We start from the raw sequence: 21,139 nt of genomic DNA, 5'->3' as shown, positions 1-21,139 counted from the left end.
CCATGAACGCAAAAGCTGAGGTCGAACTGCTGGCCAAGGACCTGAATTCGCAGGGCGGCGTGTTCTGCCCCAACCCCAAGGCCGACATGCCGCTGTGGAGCGCGCACCCCAAGGTCTACCTGGACGTGGCGCGCACCGGCGAGGCCAAGTGCCCTTATTGCGGCACCGTGTACCGCCTCAAAGCGGGTGAGGTGGCTGCGGGCCACCACTAGGGCTTCTCGCCGGCACACCGCTCTGCAAGATGCCCGAAAGGCGCGGCGGCAGCACGCCGCGCCACGGGCTGCCGCTTTCCTGCACCAGGCGCAGGCACAGGAAGGCGATCCACAAAAGGCTCAGGCCGATCTGCGCGTCGCGCAGCGCCGAGTTGAGGCTGGCGGCAATCAACAGCGTGAGCATGCCGACGAAGCCGACCCGGCCCGTCAGGTCGGCCCGGCGCCAGCACACCCAGACCCCGCCCACGATGATCACCAGCAGGGCCAGGAGGCCCGGGAAGCCCGCCTGCGAGCCCATCCACAGGTAGTCGTTGTGGGGCATGTTCTTGTAGTCGAGGACTTTCGGGGCGCGCCGCTTCCATTCGCTGGTCCAGGCGCCGATGCCCAGCCCCATCACCGGCGCATCCAGCATCATGTTGGTGGTCTCGCGGTACATGTAGTAGCGCGTGACCCAGCTGGCGTCGGACGCCAGGCCCGCCTGCGCCTGCTCCAGTTCCTGGACGCCCTGCTCGAACTTGTTCTTGATGGAATCGGGCAACTGCCACACGCCGATGCCGGCGATCACCGCGGCCACGCCGAGCGCCACGACCAGGCCGCGCACATGGCCGCGGAACTGGTGGAAGCAGGCGGCGAACACGCACACCAGCATGGCCAGCAGCGAGGTGCGCGAAGGCAGTGCCAGGCTCACAACGATGGCCATCAGCGCCGTCGCGGCAAAGGCCGGCCCGGCCCAGTGCCAGCGCTGCGCGTCGCGCAGGTGCGCCAGGCCCAGCACTGCGGCGCCGGCGCCGATCATGGCGAACAGCAGCGCGTCGTTGATCGACTTGTTGCCCTGCATGATGGTCACGGCGCGCCAGATCTGCAGGTCTGGCAGTCCCACGGTGTGGTGCAGCGCGATCAGCAGCAGCCCGAGCAGCGCAGCCAGCAGGAAGGCGCGCAGCGCCCACACGCATTCCTCGCGCGTCAGCGCCAGGGCCATCAGCATGGTCAGCGCGATGCGCAGCCCGTGGAAAAAGTCGGAGCCGGTTTCCTTGTAGTGCGGCCGCAGCGCCAACACGATCAGGGTCCAGCCCACGTAGGCCACGATCGGCCACCACAGCGGATGGGCACGCATGCGCCCCGCACGCTCGCGCAGGTTGCCGCCAACGGCCATGGCGATCAAGAGAAACAGGAAGGCCGCGTAATTCAGGCCCACCGGCATGAAGACCACGAAGCCCCAGAAGGCCGCCGCGTGGCGGGCGAGACGAGTTCGGAACATGGGGCGGGATTTTAGGTTTGCGTTCGATCGGGAGAGACCGGCTTGTCCGGTGCACAGGGCTATAGTGCCCGCAACAGTTCGCGAACGACTCGCGAACGGAGCGATTTTTCGTGAACTACATTCAGACCTTCCCTCATGCGAAGCATCGCCAGAACTCCCGGCACGCAGGGCTACGCAGAACAAGCGGCGGAATTGATTCCTCGCTATCAGGCGATCTCCTTTCTCGAGCATCACCAGGCTGAAATGCATCTCCTTGCGGGGCGTCCCGGCCGCGTCCTGGATGTCGGGGCTGGCATTGGCGTTGATGCGGCCTGGTTTGCCAGCCAGGGACACTCGGTTGTGGCCGTCGAACCGACCGAAGCGTTTCGTCTCGCGGCAATGCGCCTTCACGCATCGCCTTCGATCGAATGGCTCGATGACGCATTGCCGAAGCTCGATCGGGTGCGGGAGCGCGGGCAGATGTTCGACACCGTCATGTTGAGCGGCGTCTGGATGCACCTCGACGAACGCGAGCGGCGGGACGGGATGCCCAGGCTTGCCTCATTGCTGGCGCCACACGGCGTCGTGGTCCTGTCTCTTCGCCATGGCCCTGTGCCCGTTGGCAGGCGCATGTTTGAAGTGTCTGCCGAGGAAACGATCGAGCTCGCCCGACAGCATGGCCTCCAGCCGGTCCTCCACGTGAAGACCGAGTCCGTTCAGGCCTCAAACCGCGCAGCCGGCGTCAACTGGACCCGGCTCGCATTCAGGCACGTGCCCAAACGCCAACAGTCCGTTGAAGGGGCCGCTCTTGAGACCGCCTAAGGCGCCCGCTGCGCCGTCACGGCCCGGCCCGTCGGCGCGCGTGGCGCGAGGCGCTGCGTCTCGCCGATCGCCATCAGCGCGAACTCGGCTGCGCTGACGCCTTGGGCCTCGCGCGCCTGATGCAAGTCCTTGGGTGGCTGATCGAGCGGCTCGTCGGTGAGCGCGAAGGTGCCCCAGTGCATGCCCACGCTGCGCTTGGCGCCCAGGTCGCGGTGAATGCGCACAGATTCCGCGGGGTTCACATGCTGATCGCTCATGAACCAGCGCGGCTCGTAGGCGCCGATGGGAAGGAGCGCCAGGTCGAAGCCGCCGCCCCGCGCCTCGGTCTGGCGTGCCGCAAAACGCTGGCGGATGTCGGCGAAATCCTTGCTGTAGCCGGTGTCGCCCGCAAAGTACCAGTGCAGCCCAGGCCCGAACACGGCCCACCCGCCCCACAGCGTTTCGGTGCGGTCCCAGTAGGTGCGCCCCGACCAATGCTGCACCGGCGTGAGCTGGAATTCGACGCCCTGCAGGCTGTGCTGCTCCCACCAGTCCAGTTCGACCACCTTGTCGATGCCGGCGTCCCTCATCCAGGCCGCCAGGCCCAGCGGCACCAGGAAGAGCGGCGAGCCGCCCGGCAGTTGCGCCAGCGCCTGGACGCTGTCGCGGTCCAGATGGTCGTAGTGGTTGTGCGAGATCAGCACCACGTCGATGCGCGGCAACTGGGCGAGCGCCACGCCCGGCGGCTGGTGGCGCTTCGGCCCGGCAAAGCCCAAGGGCGAGGCTCGTTCGGAAAAGTTTGGATCGGTTAGCACGTTCAAGCCATCGGCCTGCATCAGCAGGGTGGCATGGCCGATCCAGGTCAGTGCCGGCTGCATGGCGGCGCCGGCCCTGGCATTGCGTGTCAGGAAGTCCAGCTCCGGCGCCGCTGTGGGCGTGGCTTGGGGCGGCTCGGCGGGCGCCGGGGCTGTGGCGCGTTCCCATTGCCATTTGAGGAACTGCGAAAAGGGCTTGCCGCCGGAGACCCCGTAGTTGTTGCGAAAGCCCTGGGGCGTGTGGTGTGGCTTCGCGCCGCCGCTGCTGGCCAAGGGCTGGCTCATGACTTGGCAGCCCGTGAGCAGGAGGCACACGCCGATGAGGCGCAGGCGTTGGAAGGCGTTGCTGCTCACGCATGCTCCACAAAGTGCTGGAGCGGCGAGCATAGCCAAAGCTAGCGCGGCAGCGTGATGACGAAGCTGGCCCCGCCGCCGGCGCGCCCCTCGCAGCGCACCGAGCCGCCGTGGCGCTCGGCGATCGACTTCACCAGCGCCAGGCCCAGGCCGACGCCGCCTTCGCGCTCGCTGGCGCCGGGCAGGCGGTAGAAGGGCTCGAAGATGCGCTCGCGCAGGGCCGTCGGCACGCCGGGGCCGCGGTCGCTGACCACCAAGCGGGCCTGCCCGCCGTCGGCCTCGAGCTGCAGGCTGACTTCGCCGGCGCCGTAGCGGCGCGCGTTTTCCAGCAAGTTGCGGATCGCGCGGCGCAGCAGGCGCGGCACGCCGCGCACCGTCAGCGCGCCGCTGTCGGTGCCCGCGGGCACCTCCAGCTCGGCTTCGGTGCGCGCGCATTCCTCGGCCGCCAGGCCCATCAGCTCGACGCTCTCGATGGTGCCCATGTCGGCCTCGCGCGCATCCAGCCGGCTGGCCAGCAGGATCTCGTCGATCAGCTGGTCCAGCTCGGCGATGTTGCGCGAGATCTCGGCGCGGGTGACGGCGCTCGGGTGCTCGCCCATCAGCTCCAGCGCCATGCGGATGCGGGTGAGCGGCGAGCGCAGCTCGTGCGAGGCATTGGCCAGCAATGACTTGTGCGAGCGCACCAGCGTTTCGATGCGCGTCGCCGATTCGTTGAAGCGGTGCGCCAGGTCGGCCACCTCGTCCTGGCCGTCCTCCGGAACGCGCGCCGACAGGTCGCCTTCGCCCCAGCGCTTGACGCTGCCCTGCAGCACTTCCAGCCGCTTGGTCAGGCGCCGCACGATCGGGTAGACGCCCAGCGCCACCGCCATGCCCACCAGCACGATCAGCCAGCCGGGACCATAGGGGGTGCGCCACCAGGGCGGCGGTGGACGCTTGCCGTCGGGGCCGGGCGTGTCCTCGCGCCGGGCCATTTGCAGGCTCAGCTTGCGGCCGTCATCCAGCGACACATCGAACTCGATGCCGCGGCCGGGCACCCGCATGGCGCTGCCGCTGCCGATCACGTTGTCCTTGTCGTCCATCACGACCACGCTGCGCGGCACGTTGGCGACGCGCTCGCGTTCGTTTTCGACCGCGATGCGCATCAACCAGCTCGCCACGAAGGTGAGCGCGATGACGCCGCCGGCCACGGCCAGCCAGATTCGCACGTACAGATGCTTCGAATAGGGATTAAGCATGGTGGGCAAAGCCTCTTTGCCAGCCCCACGCCGCGGAGCCGGCTTTGCCGGGCCGCAGGTGAGGTCCCCTCCTCGGGAGGTGGCGAATTACACGCAGCGAAGCGGAGTGAAAAGCCGGGAGGCTCATTCTTGCTGTTTGGCGAACACGTAGCCCACGCCGCGTACGGTGAGGATGCGCTTGGGGTTCTTGACGTCGATCTCGATGGCGGCGCGGATGCGCCCCATGTGCACGTCGATGGAGCGGTCGAAGGCTTCCAGCTCGCGCCCGCGCACGGCTTCCATGATCTGGTCGCGCGTGAGCACGCGGCCGGCGCGCTCGGCCATGGCCACCAGGAGGTCGAACTGGTAGGAGGTGAGCTCGGCCATGTTGCCGTTCACCGTGACGCTGCGCGCATTGCGGTCGATCTCCAGCGAGCCGAAGCGCATCACGGAGGCAGCGGGCGCCTCGCTGCCGGCGGCGTTGCCGTCGCCGCGCCGGCGCAGCACCGCGCGGATGCGCGCCAGCAACTCGCGTGGCTCGAAGGGCTTGGGCAGGTAGTCGTCGGCGCCGATTTCCAGGCCGATGATGCGGTCCATCGGGTCGCCCTTGGCGGTGAGCATCAGCACCGGCACCTTGGCCAGCGCGCCGGGCAGGGCGCGGATGCGGCGGCACACCTCCAGGCCTTCCATGTCGGGCAGCATCAGGTCGAGGATGACCAGGTCGGGCGACTTGTCCTGCAAGGCCGCCAGCCCGCTGGCGCCGTCGCCCGCGTGCGCGACGGCCATGCCCGATTGGGTCAGGTATTCGCCGACCATGTGCGCCAGGCGCAAATCGTCTTCGATCATCAATAGCTGCGGGGTGCTCATCCTCGCCATGGTCGTAGCGCCCCGGCAAGGGGCGTTGAATGCTTTGTAAAGTTGGGTAAAAAAGCTCGCGCGCTTCAGGCGACGACCGGGCGCAGCACGAGTTGCAGCGCCAGGCGGGCCGACAGCGGCATGGCCAGCCGGGCTTCGCCATCGCCGCCGCGTGCCAGTGCTTCGAACAGGGGCAAGGCGTCGGCCAGGCCGTTGCCCTTCAGTGCGCGCGCGGCCTCGGATTGCAGGGGCAGGGCCTCGGTCGGGCCGCTGGCCAGCGACCAGTCGAAGGCCGCCACCGTGCGCTCGCTGCGCTCCGGAGCGATCACCATGGCGGCCGCCAGCATGCCGTCGCTTCGCACCACGGTGCCCAGCGGACCGACCGCCTGCACGTCGAAGCCGGTCAGCAAGATGGCCTGCTGGTCAGCGGCGCATTGCACGGCAGCTTCCAGCAGGCCGGCGGCAAAGCTCGACTCGAAGGCCGACACCGAGTTGCTGGACGCCATGCAGCCGGTGCCGATGGTCCAGTAGCCCACCGCCGCGTTGTGCACCGAGTTGTGGAACTTGGTGGGCGACAGCAGGGTGGGTTCGGCCACCAGGGTGGCGCACATGTAGTCGTTGATGGCCAGGTCGCCATGCGCCGAGGCGAACACGCAGGGCAACTCGGCCGCTTGCCGGCCGGCGGCGGCCACGGCGGCGGCGGCCACTTCCAGCGCGATTGCCACCGCGTCGGGCGCGCGCCGGCGCTCGGCCGGTGCCAGCACCTGCGGCGACGGCCTCTTGGCGGGCGGGTCGGCCGGCGCGCCTTCGCCGCGAAAGGCCGTGCGGGCGATGTCCCAGCCGGGCAGGGTGGGCGCCCAGAAAGCCGGGCCTTCAATGTAGAGGGTGGGCGTCATGCCGCGGCCCCCTTGCCGAAGATCAGGGCGCAGTTGTTGCCGCCGAAGCCGAAGGAATTGCTCAGCGCATGGCGCACCTCGCCGTGCGCGCCTTGCAGCCGGATCTGCGGGCCGCAGTCGGCGTCGGGCGTGCTGCTGTTGACGGTGCCCGGCATCCAGCCGGTTTCCAGCGCCAGCAGGCTGATGACTGCTTCCACGATGCCGGCCGCGCCCAGCGTGTGGCCGGTGAAGCCCTTGGTCGAGCTGGCATGGGTGCGCGCGGGAAAGCGCCGCGCCACCAGGGCCGCCTCGACCTCGTCATTCTTGGTGCTGGCGGTGCCGTGCATGTTGATGTAGTCGATCGCGTCGGTGGCCAGGCCGGCGCGCGCCAGCGCGTCATCCAGCGCGCGCTCGGCGCCCAGGCCTTCGGGGTGGGGGGTGGACATGTGGTGCGCATCGCTGGCTTCGCCGTAGCCCAGCAGCAGCAATTGGCCACCCGTGTCTTGCTTGCCGTCCGCGCGCTCGAGCAGCGCAAAGCCGGCCGCCTCGCCCAGGCTGATGCCGTTGCGCTGGGCGTCGAAGGGCCGGCAGGGCTCGCGTGACACGAGTTCCAGCGAATTGAAGCCGAACAGCACGCTGCCGCACAAGGTGTCGACCCCGCCGACCACGGCCGCGTCGGCCAGGCCCAGGCGGATCAGCCGTTCTGCGGAGGCGAAGGCCTTGGCGCTGGAGGAGCAGGCGGTGGAGATGGTCTCGCAGGGGCCTTCCAGGCCAAGCGCCTGCTGCACGAACATGGCCAGCGAATGCGGCGTGTGCACCAGCGGCCGGCGCTGCGCGGGCGGGAAGCGGCCGTCGGCCTCGAGCCGGGTGTAGGCGCCTTCGGTCTCGCCGATGCTGGAGGTCGAGGTGCCCAGCACCAGGGCCACCCGGTCTGCGCCATAGCGCGCGCGGGCCGCCGCCGCTGCCGCCAGGAAGCCGTCCGCCTGCAAGCCCATCCAGGCCAGGCTGTTGTTGCGGCAGTCCCAGCTGGCCAGCGTTTCAGGAAGAGTGAGCGCCTCCACACCTTCCACGCGGCCAATCCAGGTGGGAAGGGGCGATGGGCCGAAGTCGTTGGGCCGCAGGCCGCTGCGCGCCGCCTGGAGAGCGTCGGCCAGGGCCGTCTTGCCGGCGCCCACGGCCGTGGTGGCGGTGAACGCGCTGATGCGAAGGGGTGGGATGCGGTTTGGCACTGGATGAAGTTCGGGGGGCGAAGCCGCATTTGTAACAGCTAGCGGCCCCTAGCGGGCCGGTGCTGCGTCCGGCAATGCCGGATGCCGTCGTGTGCTGCGCAGCGCCAGCGCCACCAGCACCAGCACCGGCACGCCCAGTGCCGCCGTCGCGTTGAAGAAGGCGGCGTAGCCGAAATGGTCGACGAAGAGGCCCGAATAGCCGGCAATGAACTTGGGCAGGAGCAGCATCATCGAGCTGAACAGGGCGTACTGGGTGGCCGAGTAATTGACGTTGGTGAGGCTCGACAAGTAGCCGATGAAGGCCGCCGAGGCGATGCCGCCCGCCAGATTGTCGGCCGACACCACCGCGATCAGCGCGTACAGGTCGTGCCCATGGCCGGCCAGCCAGGCAAACAGCAGGTTGCTGGCCGCGCTCAGCACCGCGCCCAGCATCAGGATGCGCGCCACGCCGAAGCGCGCCGACAGCACCCCGCCGACGAAGGCGCCCACCAGGGTCATGACGACGCCGAAGATCTTGCTGACCGAGGCCACCTCGTCCTTGCTGTAGCCCATGTCCACGTAGAAGGGGTTGGCCATGATGCCCATCACCACGTCGCTGATGCGGTAGACCGCAATGAGGGCCAGGATCAGCGCCGCATGCCAGCGGTAGCGCCGGACGAAGTCGGCGAAGGGCTCGACCAGCACATCGCGCAGCCACTCGCCGGCGTTGCGTGGCGTCGGAAGTTCGCGCCGCTGCGGCTCGGGCGAAAGAAGCACGGTGAGCACGCCCACCGCCATCGAGGCGGCCATCACCAGGTAGGCCACCTGCCAGGCGCTGTTCTGATAACCGGCGGTGCCGGCCACTTCGGCGCGGGCGGCGATCCACAGCACGCCGGCGCCGGCCCAGATCATGGCCATGCGGTAGCCGGTCTGGTAGGCGGCCGCCAGCGCGGCCTGTTTGTCGGAGGCGGCGGATTCGATGCGGTAGGCGTCCAGCGCGATGTCCTGCGTGGCCGAGCCGAAAGCCACCAGCAAGGCGCACAGCACCAGCGGCTGCAGCAGCGCGCTCGGGTCGTTGAAGGCCATGCCCACCAGTCCGGCGATCACCATCGCCTGCGCCAGCAGCAGCCAGCCGCGGCGCCGGCCCAGTAGCGTCGTCAATGGCGGAATCGGCAGCCGGTCGACCAGCGGCGCCCAGACCCACTTGAAGGCGTAGGCCAGGCCCACCCAGCTGAGGTAGCCGATGGCCGCGCGGTCGATGCCCGCCTCGCGCAGCCGAAAACTCAGGGTGCCCAGCACCAGCAGAAGCGGCAGGCCAGCCGAGAAGCCCAGGGCCAGCATGCGCAAGGTGGCCGGCTCGAGATACACGGCCAGCGCTTCGCGCCAGCTGCGGGTGGGCTTGGCATCGGAATCGAGGGAAGGGGACGGCTCGGCGCCGCGCACCGGCTTAGGAGGCGTAGGAAGAGGCATGCAGACAGTTGGTTGGCCTCTTCGTATTATTCCCCCATGTGTCTGCAATGCGACTTTTCATCCGGCCGACTGTTGTCGCCACGCGCGCGCCGCGCCTTCCTGCTGGCTGCCGGTGCCAGCCTGGCCGCCCCGGCGCTGGCGCAGGTCAGCGTGGGCGAGCCCTCGATGACGCGCAGCATCGTGCCGGCCGAAGACCTGGAGCAGGCCGGTGCGCAGCAATATGCGCAACTGCTGGCCCAGGCCAGGAAGAAGGGCGCGCTGGCCGGTGACGGCAATCCGCAGCTGCGCCGGTTGCGCGCCATTGCCGCGCGCATCATTCCCTTTGCGCCGCAGTGGAATCCGCGCGCCGCGCAATGGAAATGGGAAGTCAACCTGATCGGCAGCAAGCAGATCAACGCCTTTTGCATGCCGGGCGGCAAGATCGCCTTCTACACCGGCATCCTCGACCAGCTTCAGCTCACCGACGACGAAGTGGCGATGGTGATGGGCCACGAGGTGGCGCACGCGCTGCGCGAGCACGCGCGCGAGCAGCTGGCCAAGCGCACCGGCACGGGGCTCGCCTTGTCGATCGGCGCGCAGCTCTTGGGCCTGGGGCAGATGGGCGACCTGGCGGCGCGCGGCGCCACGCAATTGCTGTCGCTGCAGTTCAGCCGCACGGACGAATCCGAAGCCGACCTGGTCGGCCTGGAACTGGCGGCGCGCGCGGGCTACGACCCGCGCGCATCGATCACGCTGTGGCAGAAGATGGGCAAGGCGTCGGCGTCCAGCGAAAGCGGCAGCCTGGGCTTTCTCTCTACCCACCCCAGCGGCCCGGACCGCATCCGCAACCTGGAGGCCAACGTGCCGAAGGTGGAGGGGCTGTACCGGGCGGCCAAACGGTAGCGCGTCAGACCACGCGCACTGGCCCGCGCCGCCTTTCGATCACCGCCGCCGCGTCCAGGCAGCGGGCCTCGTTGAAGCGCGCCGCCACCAGCTGCACGCCGGTAGGAATTCCTTGTGCCAGGCCCATCGGCACCGACAGTCCCGGCAGGGCCAGCACGGCGGTGGACAGCAGTGGGCTTTGCGCATCTACCAGGGCGCGCGCGGCATCGGCGCCCTTCAGGTCCGCGTCGATGGCAAAGGGCGCCTGCCACGACACGGGGCACAGCAACAGCGGGTAGCTTTGCAAAAACACCGCCCACTCGCGCTGCAGCGCGGTGCGCAGGCCCTGCATGCGCAGGTAGGCCGCCATGTCCAGGGGCGGCGCCAGTTCGCACATGGCCTGGTGCGCGCGCACGATCGCCGGGTCGCCGCTTTCGAAGATGGCATCGTTGAACATCAGCTGCGCTTCGTGCGTCAGAAGTCGCAGCCAGACGTCGGTGGCTTCGCGCAGCCGGGGCGGGGCGACTTCCTCCACGATGTAGCCGGCGTCGGACAGCATGCCGGCCGCTTGCCGCAGCGCCTGCTCTACCACTTGGTCCGCGCGATAGCCGGGTGCCTGCAGGCACAGCGCCACGCGGCACGGCGGCGCGCCCTCGCCCAGCATGGGCGCGGCCACCCATTGGGGATCGCGCACGTCGGCGCCCGACATGGCCGTCAGGGCCAGGCGCAGGTCAGCCACGCTGCGCGCGAGCGGGCCCTGGACGGAATTCAGAAAGAAGCTGATTGGCCGCTCGGAGGTGGAAGATGGATTGAAGGCGGGCACCCGGCCCGCCGTGGGCCGCAGGCCATACACGCCGCAGGCATAGGCCGGGTAGCGGATGGAGCCGCCGACGTCGTTGCCGTGCGCGATGGGCCCCATGCCCGAGGCCACCGCCGCCGCCGCGCCGCCGCTGGAGCCGCCCGGCGTCAGCGCAACGTCATGCGGGTTGAGCGTGCGGCCGTGCAGCGCGTTGTCGGTGAACCAGCGCATCGAGAACGCCGGCGTGTTGGTGCGGCCGATGGGAATGGCGCCGGCCCGGCGCAGGTTGGTCACCACGGCGCTGTCGGCCTGGGCCACGTTGCCGCGGTAGGCGGGCACGCCGTTGGTGGTGGCAAAGCCCACCTGATCCACGTTCACCTTGATCGTCACCGGCACGCCGTGCAGGGGTCCGACCGGCTCGCCGCGCGCCAGCATCGCATCGGCCGCCTGCGCCTCGCGCAGCGCGCCCGCGGCGTCCTGGTCGACCACGGCATTGAGCCGGGGGTTCACCTGCCCGATGCGATCGAGGCAGCTTTCAACGCTTTCCTCGCAGCTGATCTCGCGCCGTGCGATGCGTTGCGCCAGGTCCGACGCGTCCAGTTGCCACAGTTCTTTCATCATTGCGCTCATTCCTCATTCCTTATTCTTCACTGGCGCTGGATGCCCACGTCCTTGATCAGCTTGCGGTAGACCGCGGTCTCGGTGGCATAGAACCTGGCGGCCTCGTCGAGCGCCATCGCCTTGCCCATGATCATGGCCTGGGCCTCCAGCGCTTCTCGCACCTTGGGGTCGGCCAGCGCGGCTTGCAGCGCCTTGTTCAGCTGGTCCACGATCGCAGGCGGCGTGCCCTTCTTGACCAGGTGCGCGCCCCAGATCATGAAGTCGAAGTTCTTGAGCTGCTTGCCTTCGACCAGGCTGGGGATGTTGGGCAAGGTAGCGGCACGCTTGGCGCCGGCCTGGCCCAGAACCTTGATGCGACCCGAGGCCACCATGCCGTCGATGGCGGCAAAGTGCGGCAGGAAGGCGAAGTCCAGATTGCTGCCCGCCATGTCCTGCAGCAGCGGCATGGCGCCCTTGTAGGGCACATGCGTCGAGCTGGTGTCGGTAAGTTGGCCGAGGTGCTCGGCCAGCACATGGTAGAGCGAGCCCATGCCCACGCTGCCGTAGTTCAGCGGCTTGTCCTTGGGGGCTTTCTTGGCCAGTGCGATCAGCTCGTCGACGTTGCCGGCCGGCAGGTCGGCGCGGGCCACCAGCACGATCGGGGCGTAGGTGTTGAGCTGCAGCAGCTGGAAGTCCTCGGCGTTGAACTTCACGGCCGCATTCACCAGCGGTGACAGGATGAGTTCGTTGGGCGTGCCCTGGTACAGGTACAGCCCGTTGGCTGGCGCGTTCAGCACCTTCTGCGCCGCGATGGCGCCGCTGACGCCGCCCACGTTCTCGACCACCACCGTCTGCCCCAGGTGCCTGGCCAGCGGCACGGACACCGTGCGCGCCACCACGTCGGAGGCGCCGCCTGCCGGGTAGGGCACCATGATCGAAACGGTGGCGCCGGCGGGCAGCTGGGCCTGCGCGGCGGCGGCAAGCAGCCCGCCGGTCAGAAGGGCGGCAAGCGTCCGCGCGCAGAGGCGGGCCAGCGGGCGAAAAGTGATCGTGGTCATGAAGTCTCCGTACTTGTATGGCTTTGCCTGGCCATCGTAGGAAGGGGTGGAGAATGTGTCTAATGCATCTTTCTTGTGAAGATCATTAGTCCTTCTCATAGTTGAGACCATGAACCTCCAGCAACTGCGCCACCTGGTTGCCCTGCACGACACCGGCTCCTTCAGCCGCGCGGCCGAGCAGTTGCACCTCACGCAGCCTGCGCTGAGCCGCAGCATCCAGCTGTTGGAAGAAGAGCTGGGCGTGGCCCTGATCGACCGCATCGGCAAGCGCAACGAGTTCACCGCCTTCGGCAAGGCAGTGCTGGCGCGTGCCCGCCGCGTGGTGTTCGAGACCGAGGAACTGAAGCGATCGGCGCTGCTGCTGCAGGAGGGCCTGACCGGCAGCCTGCGCGTGGGCATGGCGCCCGGCGCAGCGGCCCTGTTCATGCGGCACACGCTCAAGAGCTTTGCCACCCAATATCCAAAGATCCGGCTGCATGTCGCGCAAGGGGCGACCGAGCCGCTGCTGGAGCAGCTGGGCCGCAAGCAACTCGATGCGGTGGTGGCCGACGCGCGCGCCGTGGCGCCTTCGGAAGAACTGGTGCTGGAGCCCTTGCCCGACATGCCCGCCGGCTGCCTGTGCCGCGCCGGGCATCCGCTGCTGGCGCAGCAGCCGGTTCGCATCGAAGCGCTGATGCGCTACCCGGTTGCCGCGCCGAATCTCAGCCTGGAGATCGCACGCATCTTCGTGGAGCGCCACGGCCCCGCGGCGCATCCCGACCAGTTGGTGACCTTGCGCTGCGACTCGGTATCGACGCTGCTGCAGGTGGCGGCGGAGACCGATGCCATCTGCCTGGGCATCTACGCGGCGGCGCTCGAGCCGCTGGCCCGCGGGGAGCTGGTCCCGCTCGCGCTCGCGCCCTCGCTGGAGGCATCGGCGCGCTACGGCGTCGTCTGTCTCGCCGGCCGTACGGCGCCGCCGGCGCTGGATCTGCTGCGCGGCATGCTGGCCGACGAGATCGAGCGGGTGCAGGGCGAGCTGCTGCGCCTGCAAAAGCCAACGCAACAAGGGCGTTCGCGTCGTCCTCGGCGCGGCGCCTGAGCTCGGGGGCCGCGGTCGGCCCGGCCTGCCAGCGCCCTCACCAGGTCGAGCCGCGGTCCGCTTCGAGCTCATGGTTTTCCTTAGGTCGCTTAGTTTGACGTGCCCGGTCTCCGTGATTATAGTTAGTCATCTAACTATTTATCCCGCGAGTCGCCGCCGTGTCCTCTCCTGAATCGAGCCCCTTCGCCAGCCACAGTGGCATTCCCCTCGGCTATACGCCTATGGATGATCTCCACGAAGAATTCCTTGCCCTCGTGCAGGCGCTGGCGCAAGCGCCCGACCACGCCGTCGCCGACACGCTCGATGCGTTGGCATTGAATGCGCGAGCGCATTTCGACGCCGAAGACCAATGGATGATCGAGTCGGACTTCCCCGCGCAGGGATGCCACATCGACGAGCACGCCGCCGTCATGCGCTCGATCGAGGGCGTGCAGCGCCGTGTCCTGCACGGAGAGCACGAGGCGGCCCGCCGTCTGGCCCAGGCACTCGTGGAGTGGTTCCCCGGCCACGCGGACTATCTCGATTCCGCACTCGCCCATTGGATGTGCAAGCGCCGTCTGGGAGGCACCCCAGTCGTCCTGCGCCGCCACATCGAACCATTCGTTACCGCTGCCGTCTCTCGCTGACCCATACCCCCAATCTGGAGATTTCAATGCTGACCAAAGAAGAGAACGACCTGCTATGCCGCATAGAGGGTGATGCGCCAATGGGCGGACTGATGCGCCGCCATTGGACGCCGGTGTGCCTGGTGGAAGAGGTGAGCGAACCCGATGGCGCGCCGGTGAAGGCGCGCGTCTTCGGCGAAGACCTCGTCGTGTTTCGCGACAGCGACGGCCGTATCGGCGTGTTGGCCGAGGCCTGCCCGCACCGCGGCCCCTCGCTGGTACTCGGCCGCAATGAAGAAGGCGGTCTGCGCTGCCTGTACCACGGCTGGAAGATGGATGTCGACGGCAACGTGCTCGAGATGGCCTCGGAGCCGGCGGCCAGCGGCATGGCGGAGAAGACCAAGCACAAGGCCTACGCCACCAAAGAATGGGGTGGCATGGTATGGAGCTGGTTCGGTGCCCAGGACGACGTCCCGGAGTTCCGGGCGCCCGCCTGGGCGCCTTCTGCCGACGTGCGCGTCAGCATCGCCAAGACACTGCTGTCCTGCAACTGGGCCCAGGTGCTCGAAGGTGCCATCGACTCGGCGCACAGTTCGAGTCTGCATTCGTCCGATATGGTTCCGGCGCGCGTGGACGGTGCCAAGGCCACCGACAAGACCTGGCTGCGGCCTTCCACCGACAAGTCGCCCCGGTTGCAGGTCGAGCGCGGAGGCTACGGCTTTCGCTATGCCGCGCTGCGTCACCCGATCCAGAACGCCGCCGCCAATGACTACGTGCGCTCCACGGTGTTCGTTGCGCCGGGGACGGTGCTCATTCCGCCGAACAATCTCTACAACGTCGCCAACGTGAACGTGCCGATAGACGACACGAATACCGCGTTCTATTTCATCGCCTGGGGCCACCCGACGCAGACGCCCGAAACGGACACCTGGCGCAAGTTCCTGCGCCAGACGGTGGGCGTCGACCTGGACGATCGCTACCGCCCACTGCGCACCGCGGACAACCGCTTCTGGCAGGACCGTCAGGCGATGAAGGCGGGCAACTTCACCGGCATCACGGGCTTTCCCAACCAGGATGTGGCGATGTGGTTGACCATGGGCCCGATCGCCGACCGAAGCAAGGAACGCCTGGGTGCAAGCGACTTGGCGATCGTCGAGTTCCGGCGCCAGATGATCGACGCCGTGCGCGCGTTCGAGAACGGGGAGCCCGCCATCGGCACCGGAGAGAACGCGATCCCGCCCAGCGTGTGCGCCTTCCAGGCCATCGTCCCCAAGACCACGGATTGGCGCCAGCACGAAGCGCGCTTCACCTGGCTCGACGGCCAGGCGCAGCCCGACATTGAGCCCTCCTATCTCGTGAGCCGCTGACACCATGACGAAACTGCAACTCTCCATCGCCATGGGCGATTACGACCGCACCCGCGCCTTGTTCGACGGCCGTGTGCGGATCGACGGTGTCGATTCGATCTGCTCGCTGCTCAATCCCGAGGAAATGTTCTTCCGCGCCATGCGCAGCCAGGACTTCGACATCACCGAACTGTCGTTCTCCAGCTACCTGGTCAAGCACTCGCGGGGCGAATGTCCGTACGTCGCGGTGCCGGTGTTCCTGTCGCGCGCGTTCCGCCACACGTCGATCTACGTGCGCAAAGATCGCATCCAGCGCCCGGAAGACCTGAAGGGCAAGCGCGTGGGACTGCCCGAGTACCAGTTGACGGCCAATGTGTGGGCGCGCGCCATCCTGCAGGACGATCACGGTGTGCGGCCACAGGAGGTGACCTGGGTGCGCGGCGGCATCGACACGCCCGGCCGCCCGGAAAAGGTCAAGCTGCAGTTGCCGCCGGAGGTGCGCATCGAGGAGGCACCCGAGGGCATGACCATCTCCGAGCTGCTCGATCGCGGAGACATCGACGGCTTCATCGGTCCGCGCCCGCCGAACCGGCAGGCCCTGAAGAACCCGAACATCGGCTGGCTCTTCGACGATCCGACGGCCAGCGCCAAGGACTACTACCAGCGCACCGGCGTATTCCCGATCATGCATGTCGTGGGCATTCGCAAGGAACTGGCCGAGCGGCATCGCTGGCTGCCGGCGGCGGTGCAGAAGGCTTTCACGCAATCCAAGGCCGCGGCACTCGAGTTGCTGGCCGACACCTCGGCCACCAAGGTCACGCTGCCCTTCGTCGAGGAGCAATTGAAGGCCGCCCGCGAAACCATGGGCGAGGACTACTGGTCCTACGGCGTCGCACCTGCACGCAAGACGCTCGAGACCTTCGTGCGCCACCACCATTCGCAGGGACTGTCGGCACGCCCCGTGCCTGTCGAAGAGCTCTTCCATCCCGCCACGTACGAGACATACAGCATCTAGGAGGCATGCCTTGAACTTCCAATCCTTCCTCGGAACCGCTGCGGCGTGCCTAGCCATCGCGGCCAGCGGGCCCTTGCACGCCCAGGCCTATCCGTCCAAGCCGATCAGGCTGGTCGTGCCGTATTCACCGGGCGGCTTGCCCGACACGGTGGCACGCGTGCTCTCCAGCCGCCTGCAGACGGCCTTGGGCCAGCCTGTGGTCGTGGAGAACAAGCCCGGCGCGAGCGGCGCGGTAGCGGCCGCCGCGATCGCCCAGTCGCCGGCCGACGGATACACCCTGCTGGTCAGCGACGGGCCGATGCTGGCGATCACGCCGCTGTTGATGCAAAAGCCCGCCTACAACGCGCAGAAGGATTTCGTGCCGGTATCGCTGGTGGGCACTGCGCCCTTGTTCCTCGCCGCCAATTCTCGGGCGAAGTTCAACACGCTCGACGAACTGGTGGCGCAGTCCAAGGCCAAGCCGGATTCCTCCAACTACGGATCCTCCGGCATCGGCAGCATCCATCACCTCACCGCCGAAGCGATGAAGGCGGGTCTTGGCATTCAGGTGACGCACATTCCATTTCGCGGGAGCGGCAACTCGGTGCCTGCGATGGTCGGCGGCGATGTCGACCTTGTGTTTGCCTCCCCACCTTCGCTCATGGGCTTCGTGAAATCGGGCCAGGCGAAGTTGCTCGCGATCAATTCGGCCAAGCGCTCGCCGCTGGCGCCCGACGTGCCCGCGCTGGCCGAGAAGATCCCCGGCTTCGACTTCGCGTTCACCGTCGCGGTGCTCGCCAAGACCGGCACGCCGCGCGAGCCGATCGACAAGATAAGCGCCGAGATCGCCAAGATCGTGAAGCAGCCCGACGTCGTCGAGCAGCTGCAGAAAGCCGGCGTCGACCCCATCGGCGCAGGGCCGGACCAGCTTGCCAAGGCGCTGCGCGCGGAGTCCGCGCGGATCACGGCGGCGGCGAAGGTCGCGAACCTCAAAGCTGAATGACGAGCAGGTGAGCGCCATGGAAATCCGCGCCGACACGCAAATGCCGCTTCGCATTGCCCGCGTCCTCGACGTCGCCGAGGGCATACGCAGTTTCGAGCTCGTGCAGCCCGACGGCACAGAACTGCCGCCGTTCACGCCTGGGTCGCACATCGGGGTGCAGACGCCCGGTGGCGCCGTGCGCAAGTACTCCCTGTGCAACGATCCGGGCGAGCGCCATCGCTATGTCATCACGGTCAAGCGCGACCCCAACGGTCAGGGCGGATCGATCAGCATGCACGACGAGGCACATGCTGGAGACGTCCTTGCGACCTCGCCGCCGGACAACGCCTTCCCGCTGGTGGACAACGCCAGGGCCTATCTCTTCATCGCGGGAGGCATCGGCATCACGCCGATCCTGTCGATGATCCGCTCCTTCGCGGGGCTTCCAGCGGCGCCCTGGAAACTGCACTACCTGACGCGCTCGCCCGAATCGACCGCCTTCGCCGACGAGCTGATGCGCCCGCAGCTGCGTCGCCATGTGCACATCCACCACGACCACGGCGACCCGGAGAAGTCCTTCGATCTGTGGCCGGCGCTCGAAAAGCCGAACACGGCGCACATCTACTGTTGCGGCCCGCGTCCGCTCATGGAGTCGGTGCGCGACATGACCGGGCACTGGTCGCCAGCCAATGTGCACTTCGAGAGCTTCAACGAAGGCGGCGGTGTCAAGCCCGACGACCAGCCGTTCAAGATCAGGCTGGCGCGTTCGGGGCTCGAATTCGATGTGCCGGTGGGCAAGTCGATCCTCGCCACGCTGCGCGAGCATGGCTGCAATGCACCCTCCTCCTGCGAAAGCGGTACCTGCGGAACCTGCCGCACCACCCTTCTTTCGGGCGATGCGGACCACCGCGACATGGTGCTGATGCCCGAGGAGCTGTCCGAGCGGATCATGATCTGCGTTTCGCGAGCCAGATCGCCCGAGCTGGTGCTGGACCTGTGAACGACATTCGTCCGATCCGGCTCGGCGTCGCCGGCCTGGGCCGCGCGTTCACGCTGATGCTGCCTACCTTCCTGCAGGACCGGCGCGTGCAGCTCGTGGCCGCCTGCGATCCGCGCGAAGCGGCGCGGGCGCAGTTCGCGCGCGACTTCGACACACCGGTCTACCCGGACATCGAAGGCCTGGCAGCCGATCCCTCGGTCGACGCGATCTACGTCGCCAGCCCTCACCAATTCCATGCGCACCACACGCGCGTCGCGGCCATGCACGGCAAGCACGTGCTGGTCGAGAAGCCCATGGCGCTCACGCTGGCCGAGTGCGACGCGATGATCCAGGCCTGCGAAGCGGCCGATGTGCGGCTCATCGTCGGTCATTGCCACAGCTTCGATGCGCCCTACGCCAAGGCGCGGGAGATCGTTTCGGCGGGCGGCCTCGGTTGCGTTCGCATGATCCATGCGCTGAACTACACCGACTTCCTGTATCGCCCGCGCCGCCCCGAGGAACTCCAGACCGACGCCGGCGGCGGCGTGGTCTTCAGCCAGGCCGCGCATCAGATCGACATCGTGCGGCTGCTGGCGGGCAGCCCCGTGACGAAGGTGCGCGCGGTCACCGGTGCCTGGGACGCGCAGCGGCCGACCGAAGGCGCCTACACCGTACTGCTGTGGTTCCAGAGCGGTGCCTTCGCAAGCCTTAGCTACAGCGGCTACGGACATTTCGATTCCGACGAGTGGTGCGACTGGACAGGCGAGATGGGTACCCGCAAGGATCCGCAGGACCACGGGGCCGCGCGCAGGCGGCTCGCAAGCATTCACGATGCGGACGAAGAGGCGCGCCTGAAAGCGGCCAGCACCTATGGGGGGCCTGCCTACAGGCCAGCCGCGGCGGCCGCCGCGGCGCACTACCAGCACTTCGGTCCGATCGTCGTGTCTTGCGACCTGGCCGACCTGCGGCCGGTCCCCGACGGCGTCTGGATCTATGGTGACGAACGGCGCGAGCTCTTTCGGCTTCCCGCGCCCGCCTTGCCGCGCCAGGAAGTCATCGACGAGCTGCACGCAGCCATCGTGCACGGCGCTTCGCCGCTGCACGACGGACCGTGGGCACGGTCCACCCTGGAGGTGTGCCTGGCGCTGCTGCAGTCGGCGCGCGATGGACGCGACGTCGACTTGCCCGCCCGACGCTGAGGCCTGGCGCCGCCCACGTGCCTGACCGGCCGAGCTACAGCACGCCGTTTTCGGTCTGCGCGTCGGAAAGCAAGCCGTCGCCGGCGAGGTTGTCCAGCATCACGAGCAGGCTGCGGCGCGTGGTGGCGGCGGCCGCCTCGTCCAGGCCGCGCATTGCCAGCGCGTTGACCTCCTCGGCCAGCGGCACCAGCTTCTTCCGGAGGGCCCTGCCGGCCGGGGTCAGGTAGACATACAGGTTCTTCCGGTTGCCCTCCATCCGCTCCCGCTTGATGTAGCCCAATGCTTCCATGGCGCGCAACGCGATCAGCGTGGTCGGCTCCATGACGCCAGCCTCATGGCTGAGCTCGCGCTGCGTGAGCCCGTCGCCCTCCCAGAGGATTCGCAGGAAGGTCCAGTGGCCGAGCGAGACGCCGTGTGGAGCCAGCCTCGCCTGCAGCGAACGCAGGAAGCTGCGGGCCGTATCCTTGACCAGGTGCGCCATTCGGTCGTTCGGCACCGCTTCGTGCCAGTGCTTGAGCAGCCGACCGGAGATTTCGGCTTCGCGCGCCGCAGTGAGTTTGGACATGCGCTCCATTTTCTCAGAGCCGCCAGCGCATGGCCCGGCTGTGAACTTGTCCGGCGGCGAACCGATACCCGAGTACGAGCCGGTGGTACAGGGGCCGCGCACCTGAATCTCGCCGTGGGTCTGGCCATCCCAGTCCGCGAGGCTGCCGTCGTCGCGCTGCAATCCTTCTTGTTGTCATCACCAACGACCCGCAGCGCAGCATGAGCGTCGAACCCCAGTAGCGCCTGCGACGGGCCTAGACGTGCCGCGTGATCCCGCCGTCCACGCGGATGTTCTGGCCGGTGATGTAGCCCGCATCGCCTGACAGCAGGAAGGCCGTCGTCTTGGCGATTTCGGACACCGTTCCCAGCCGCCCCATCGGAATGCCCTGGGCCGTCTCCGGCTTGTGGTCCAGGCTGTCGATGTAGCCCGGCAGCAGCGCATTCATGCGGATGTTGTGGGCGGCATAGCGGTCCGCATACAGCTTGGTGAAGGCGCCCACGGCGGCGCGGTAGGCACAGGAGACCGGAAACTTCGGCGAGGGCTCGAAAGCGGCAAAGGTCGTGATGTTGACGAAGGCGCCCTGGCCCTGGGCCAGCATCAGCGGCGTCACCAGCCGGGCCATGCGCACCACCGACAGCACCATCATGTCGTTGCCCTGGATCCAGCCGTCGTCACCGATGTCGAGCAGGTCGCCCTTGGGCGGATGGCCGGTGTGGTTGACCACCGCGTCGACACGGCCATATGCCTTTGCCGCGCCTTCCACCAGGCGCCGCAGGTCTTCCTCTTTCGCCACCGAGCCGCTGAGGCCGAAGCCGCCCAGCTCCTTGGCCAGCGCCTCGGCGCTGCCCGACGGCGACATCAGCGCCAAGCGGTAGCCGCGCGCATGCAGCTCGCGCGCGATGGCCGCGCCCATGCCGCGGCCGGCGGCGGTGACGATGGCGACAGGGGCGGTGGTGTTTGCAGTGTTCATCGGCTGGGCCTTCCTCGATTCATCGGTGTCAAAGCTGCGCGATTAGACCAAGCGCGCTGGCACATTGCTTGCGTTGC

At 68.1% G+C, this 21,139-nt stretch carries 21 protein-coding genes; 10 read left to right on the top strand and 11 right to left on the bottom strand.

The genetic code is table 11. The features are described from left to right. Positions 1 to 2: 2 nt before the first annotated feature. Complete coding sequence (locus ACIPRI_RS05790; RefSeq protein WP_446620465.1) at positions 3 to 212, top strand: zinc-finger domain-containing protein; 210 nt, start codon at positions 3 to 5, stop codon at positions 210 to 212. On the opposite strand, the gene ACIPRI_RS05785 is transcribed toward ACIPRI_RS05790, so the two are convergent. Continuing rightward, on the bottom strand, positions 178 to 1,470 hold the full coding sequence (locus ACIPRI_RS05785; RefSeq protein WP_446620464.1) for an O-antigen ligase family protein: 1,293 nt from the start codon (positions 1,468 to 1,470) through the stop codon (positions 178 to 180). The two genes, ACIPRI_RS05790 and ACIPRI_RS05785, sit on opposite strands and share 35 nt — an antisense overlap. Before the next feature lie 135 nt (positions 1,471 to 1,605). Here ACIPRI_RS05785 and ACIPRI_RS05780 point away from each other — a divergent pair, with 135 nt between their 5' ends. Next, on the top strand, positions 1,606 to 2,271 hold the full coding sequence (locus tag ACIPRI_RS05780) for a class I SAM-dependent methyltransferase (protein WP_446620463.1): 666 nt from the start codon (positions 1,606 to 1,608) through the stop codon (positions 2,269 to 2,271). On the opposite strand, the gene ACIPRI_RS05775 is transcribed toward ACIPRI_RS05780, so the two are convergent. The 6 genes from ACIPRI_RS05775 to ACIPRI_RS05750 form a co-directional block, all read right to left on the bottom strand. Beyond that, on the bottom strand, positions 2,268 to 3,419 hold the full coding sequence (locus tag ACIPRI_RS05775) for an MBL fold metallo-hydrolase (protein WP_446620462.1): 1,152 nt from the start codon (positions 3,417 to 3,419) through the stop codon (positions 2,268 to 2,270). The genes ACIPRI_RS05780 and ACIPRI_RS05775 overlap by 4 nt on opposite strands. Before the next feature lie 41 nt (positions 3,420 to 3,460). After that, positions 3,461 to 4,654, bottom strand: a complete 1,194-nt coding sequence (locus ACIPRI_RS05770; protein WP_446620461.1) for an ATP-binding protein — start codon at positions 4,652 to 4,654, stop codon at positions 3,461 to 3,463. 123 nt (positions 4,655 to 4,777) lie between these two features. Further along, positions 4,778 to 5,509: a response regulator gene (locus tag ACIPRI_RS05765; RefSeq protein ID WP_446620460.1), complete on the bottom strand. Its 732-nt coding sequence runs from the start codon at positions 5,507 to 5,509 to the stop codon at positions 4,778 to 4,780. A gap of 65 nt (positions 5,510 to 5,574) precedes the next feature. Further along, positions 5,575 to 6,384 carry a beta-ketoacyl synthase chain length factor gene (locus ACIPRI_RS05760; protein WP_446620459.1) on the bottom strand — a complete coding sequence of 270 codons (810 nt, stop codon included), beginning with the start codon at positions 6,382 to 6,384 and terminating at the stop codon, positions 5,575 to 5,577. Continuing rightward, a complete protein-coding gene (locus ACIPRI_RS05755; protein ID WP_446620458.1) occupies positions 6,381 to 7,592 on the bottom strand; it encodes a beta-ketoacyl-ACP synthase in 1,212 nt (403 codons plus the stop codon). Before ACIPRI_RS05755 ends, ACIPRI_RS05760 begins: the two co-directional genes overlap by 4 nt. Before the next feature lie 48 nt (positions 7,593 to 7,640). Further along, positions 7,641 to 9,041 carry an AmpG family muropeptide MFS transporter gene (locus ACIPRI_RS05750; RefSeq protein WP_446620457.1) on the bottom strand — a complete coding sequence of 467 codons (1,401 nt, stop codon included), beginning with the start codon at positions 9,039 to 9,041 and terminating at the stop codon, positions 7,641 to 7,643. A 36-nt stretch (positions 9,042 to 9,077) separates the two neighbouring features. On the opposite strand from ACIPRI_RS05750, the gene ACIPRI_RS05745 reads away from it, so the two are divergent. After that, positions 9,078 to 9,923: a M48 family metallopeptidase gene (locus ACIPRI_RS05745; protein ID WP_446620456.1), complete on the top strand. Its 846-nt coding sequence runs from the start codon at positions 9,078 to 9,080 to the stop codon at positions 9,921 to 9,923. A gap of 4 nt (positions 9,924 to 9,927) precedes the next feature. On the opposite strand, the gene ACIPRI_RS05740 is transcribed toward ACIPRI_RS05745, so the two are convergent. Both ACIPRI_RS05740 and ACIPRI_RS05735 read right to left on the bottom strand, forming a co-directional pair. Beyond that, a complete protein-coding gene (locus ACIPRI_RS05740) occupies positions 9,928 to 11,322 on the bottom strand; it encodes an amidase family protein (protein ID WP_446620455.1) in 1,395 nt (464 codons plus the stop codon). 26 nt (positions 11,323 to 11,348) lie between these two features. Beyond that, a complete protein-coding gene (locus tag ACIPRI_RS05735; protein WP_446620454.1) occupies positions 11,349 to 12,359 on the bottom strand; it encodes a tripartite tricarboxylate transporter substrate binding protein in 1,011 nt (336 codons plus the stop codon). 109 nt (positions 12,360 to 12,468) lie between these two features. Between ACIPRI_RS05735 and ACIPRI_RS05730 the strand changes: the two genes are divergently transcribed. The 7 genes from ACIPRI_RS05730 (at position 12,469) to ACIPRI_RS05700 (ending at position 19,545) form a co-directional block, all read left to right on the top strand. Then, the gene (locus ACIPRI_RS05730; protein WP_446620453.1) at positions 12,469 to 13,440 is read left to right on the top strand and encodes a LysR family transcriptional regulator; all 972 of its coding nucleotides are present in this window, start codon (positions 12,469 to 12,471) and stop codon (positions 13,438 to 13,440) included. A gap of 158 nt (positions 13,441 to 13,598) precedes the next feature. Then, entirely contained in the window at positions 13,599 to 14,066 is a 468-nt protein-coding gene (locus ACIPRI_RS05725; RefSeq protein ID WP_446620452.1) for a bacteriohemerythrin, read from the top strand. Positions 14,067 to 14,092: 26 nt separating this feature from the next. Continuing rightward, entirely contained in the window at positions 14,093 to 15,412 is a 1,320-nt protein-coding gene (locus ACIPRI_RS05720; protein WP_446620451.1) for a Rieske 2Fe-2S domain-containing protein, read from the top strand. Between the two features lie 4 nt (positions 15,413 to 15,416). Continuing rightward, positions 15,417 to 16,406, top strand: coding sequence for an ABC transporter substrate-binding protein (locus tag ACIPRI_RS05715; RefSeq protein WP_446620450.1), 990 nt, complete (start codon positions 15,417 to 15,419; stop codon positions 16,404 to 16,406). Between the two features lie 10 nt (positions 16,407 to 16,416). Continuing rightward, a complete protein-coding gene (locus ACIPRI_RS05710) occupies positions 16,417 to 17,388 on the top strand; it encodes a Bug family tripartite tricarboxylate transporter substrate binding protein (protein WP_446620449.1) in 972 nt (323 codons plus the stop codon). A gap of 16 nt (positions 17,389 to 17,404) precedes the next feature. Beyond that, positions 17,405 to 18,367 carry a PDR/VanB family oxidoreductase gene (locus ACIPRI_RS05705; protein ID WP_446620448.1) on the top strand — a complete coding sequence of 321 codons (963 nt, stop codon included), beginning with the start codon at positions 17,405 to 17,407 and terminating at the stop codon, positions 18,365 to 18,367. Positions 18,368 to 18,372: 5 nt separating this feature from the next. Continuing rightward, a complete protein-coding gene (locus tag ACIPRI_RS05700) occupies positions 18,373 to 19,545 on the top strand; it encodes a Gfo/Idh/MocA family protein (RefSeq protein WP_446621056.1) in 1,173 nt (390 codons plus the stop codon). 34 nt (positions 19,546 to 19,579) lie between these two features. Here the strand turns inward: ACIPRI_RS05700 and ACIPRI_RS05695 are convergent, their stop codons facing one another. Together ACIPRI_RS05695 and ACIPRI_RS05690 are read right to left on the bottom strand one after the other, a co-directional pair. Further along, entirely contained in the window at positions 19,580 to 20,110 is a 531-nt protein-coding gene (locus ACIPRI_RS05695) for a MarR family winged helix-turn-helix transcriptional regulator (protein ID WP_446621055.1), read from the bottom strand. A gap of 235 nt (positions 20,111 to 20,345) precedes the next feature. Further along, on the bottom strand, positions 20,346 to 21,062 hold the full coding sequence (locus tag ACIPRI_RS05690) for an SDR family oxidoreductase (protein WP_446620447.1): 717 nt from the start codon (positions 21,060 to 21,062) through the stop codon (positions 20,346 to 20,348). Between the last annotated feature and the right edge of the window lie 77 nt (positions 21,063 to 21,139).

The sequence above is a fragment of the Variovorax sp. LARHSF232 genome, from assembly GCF_052871435.1.
This window is presented reverse-complemented; position numbering and strand designations above follow the sequence as displayed.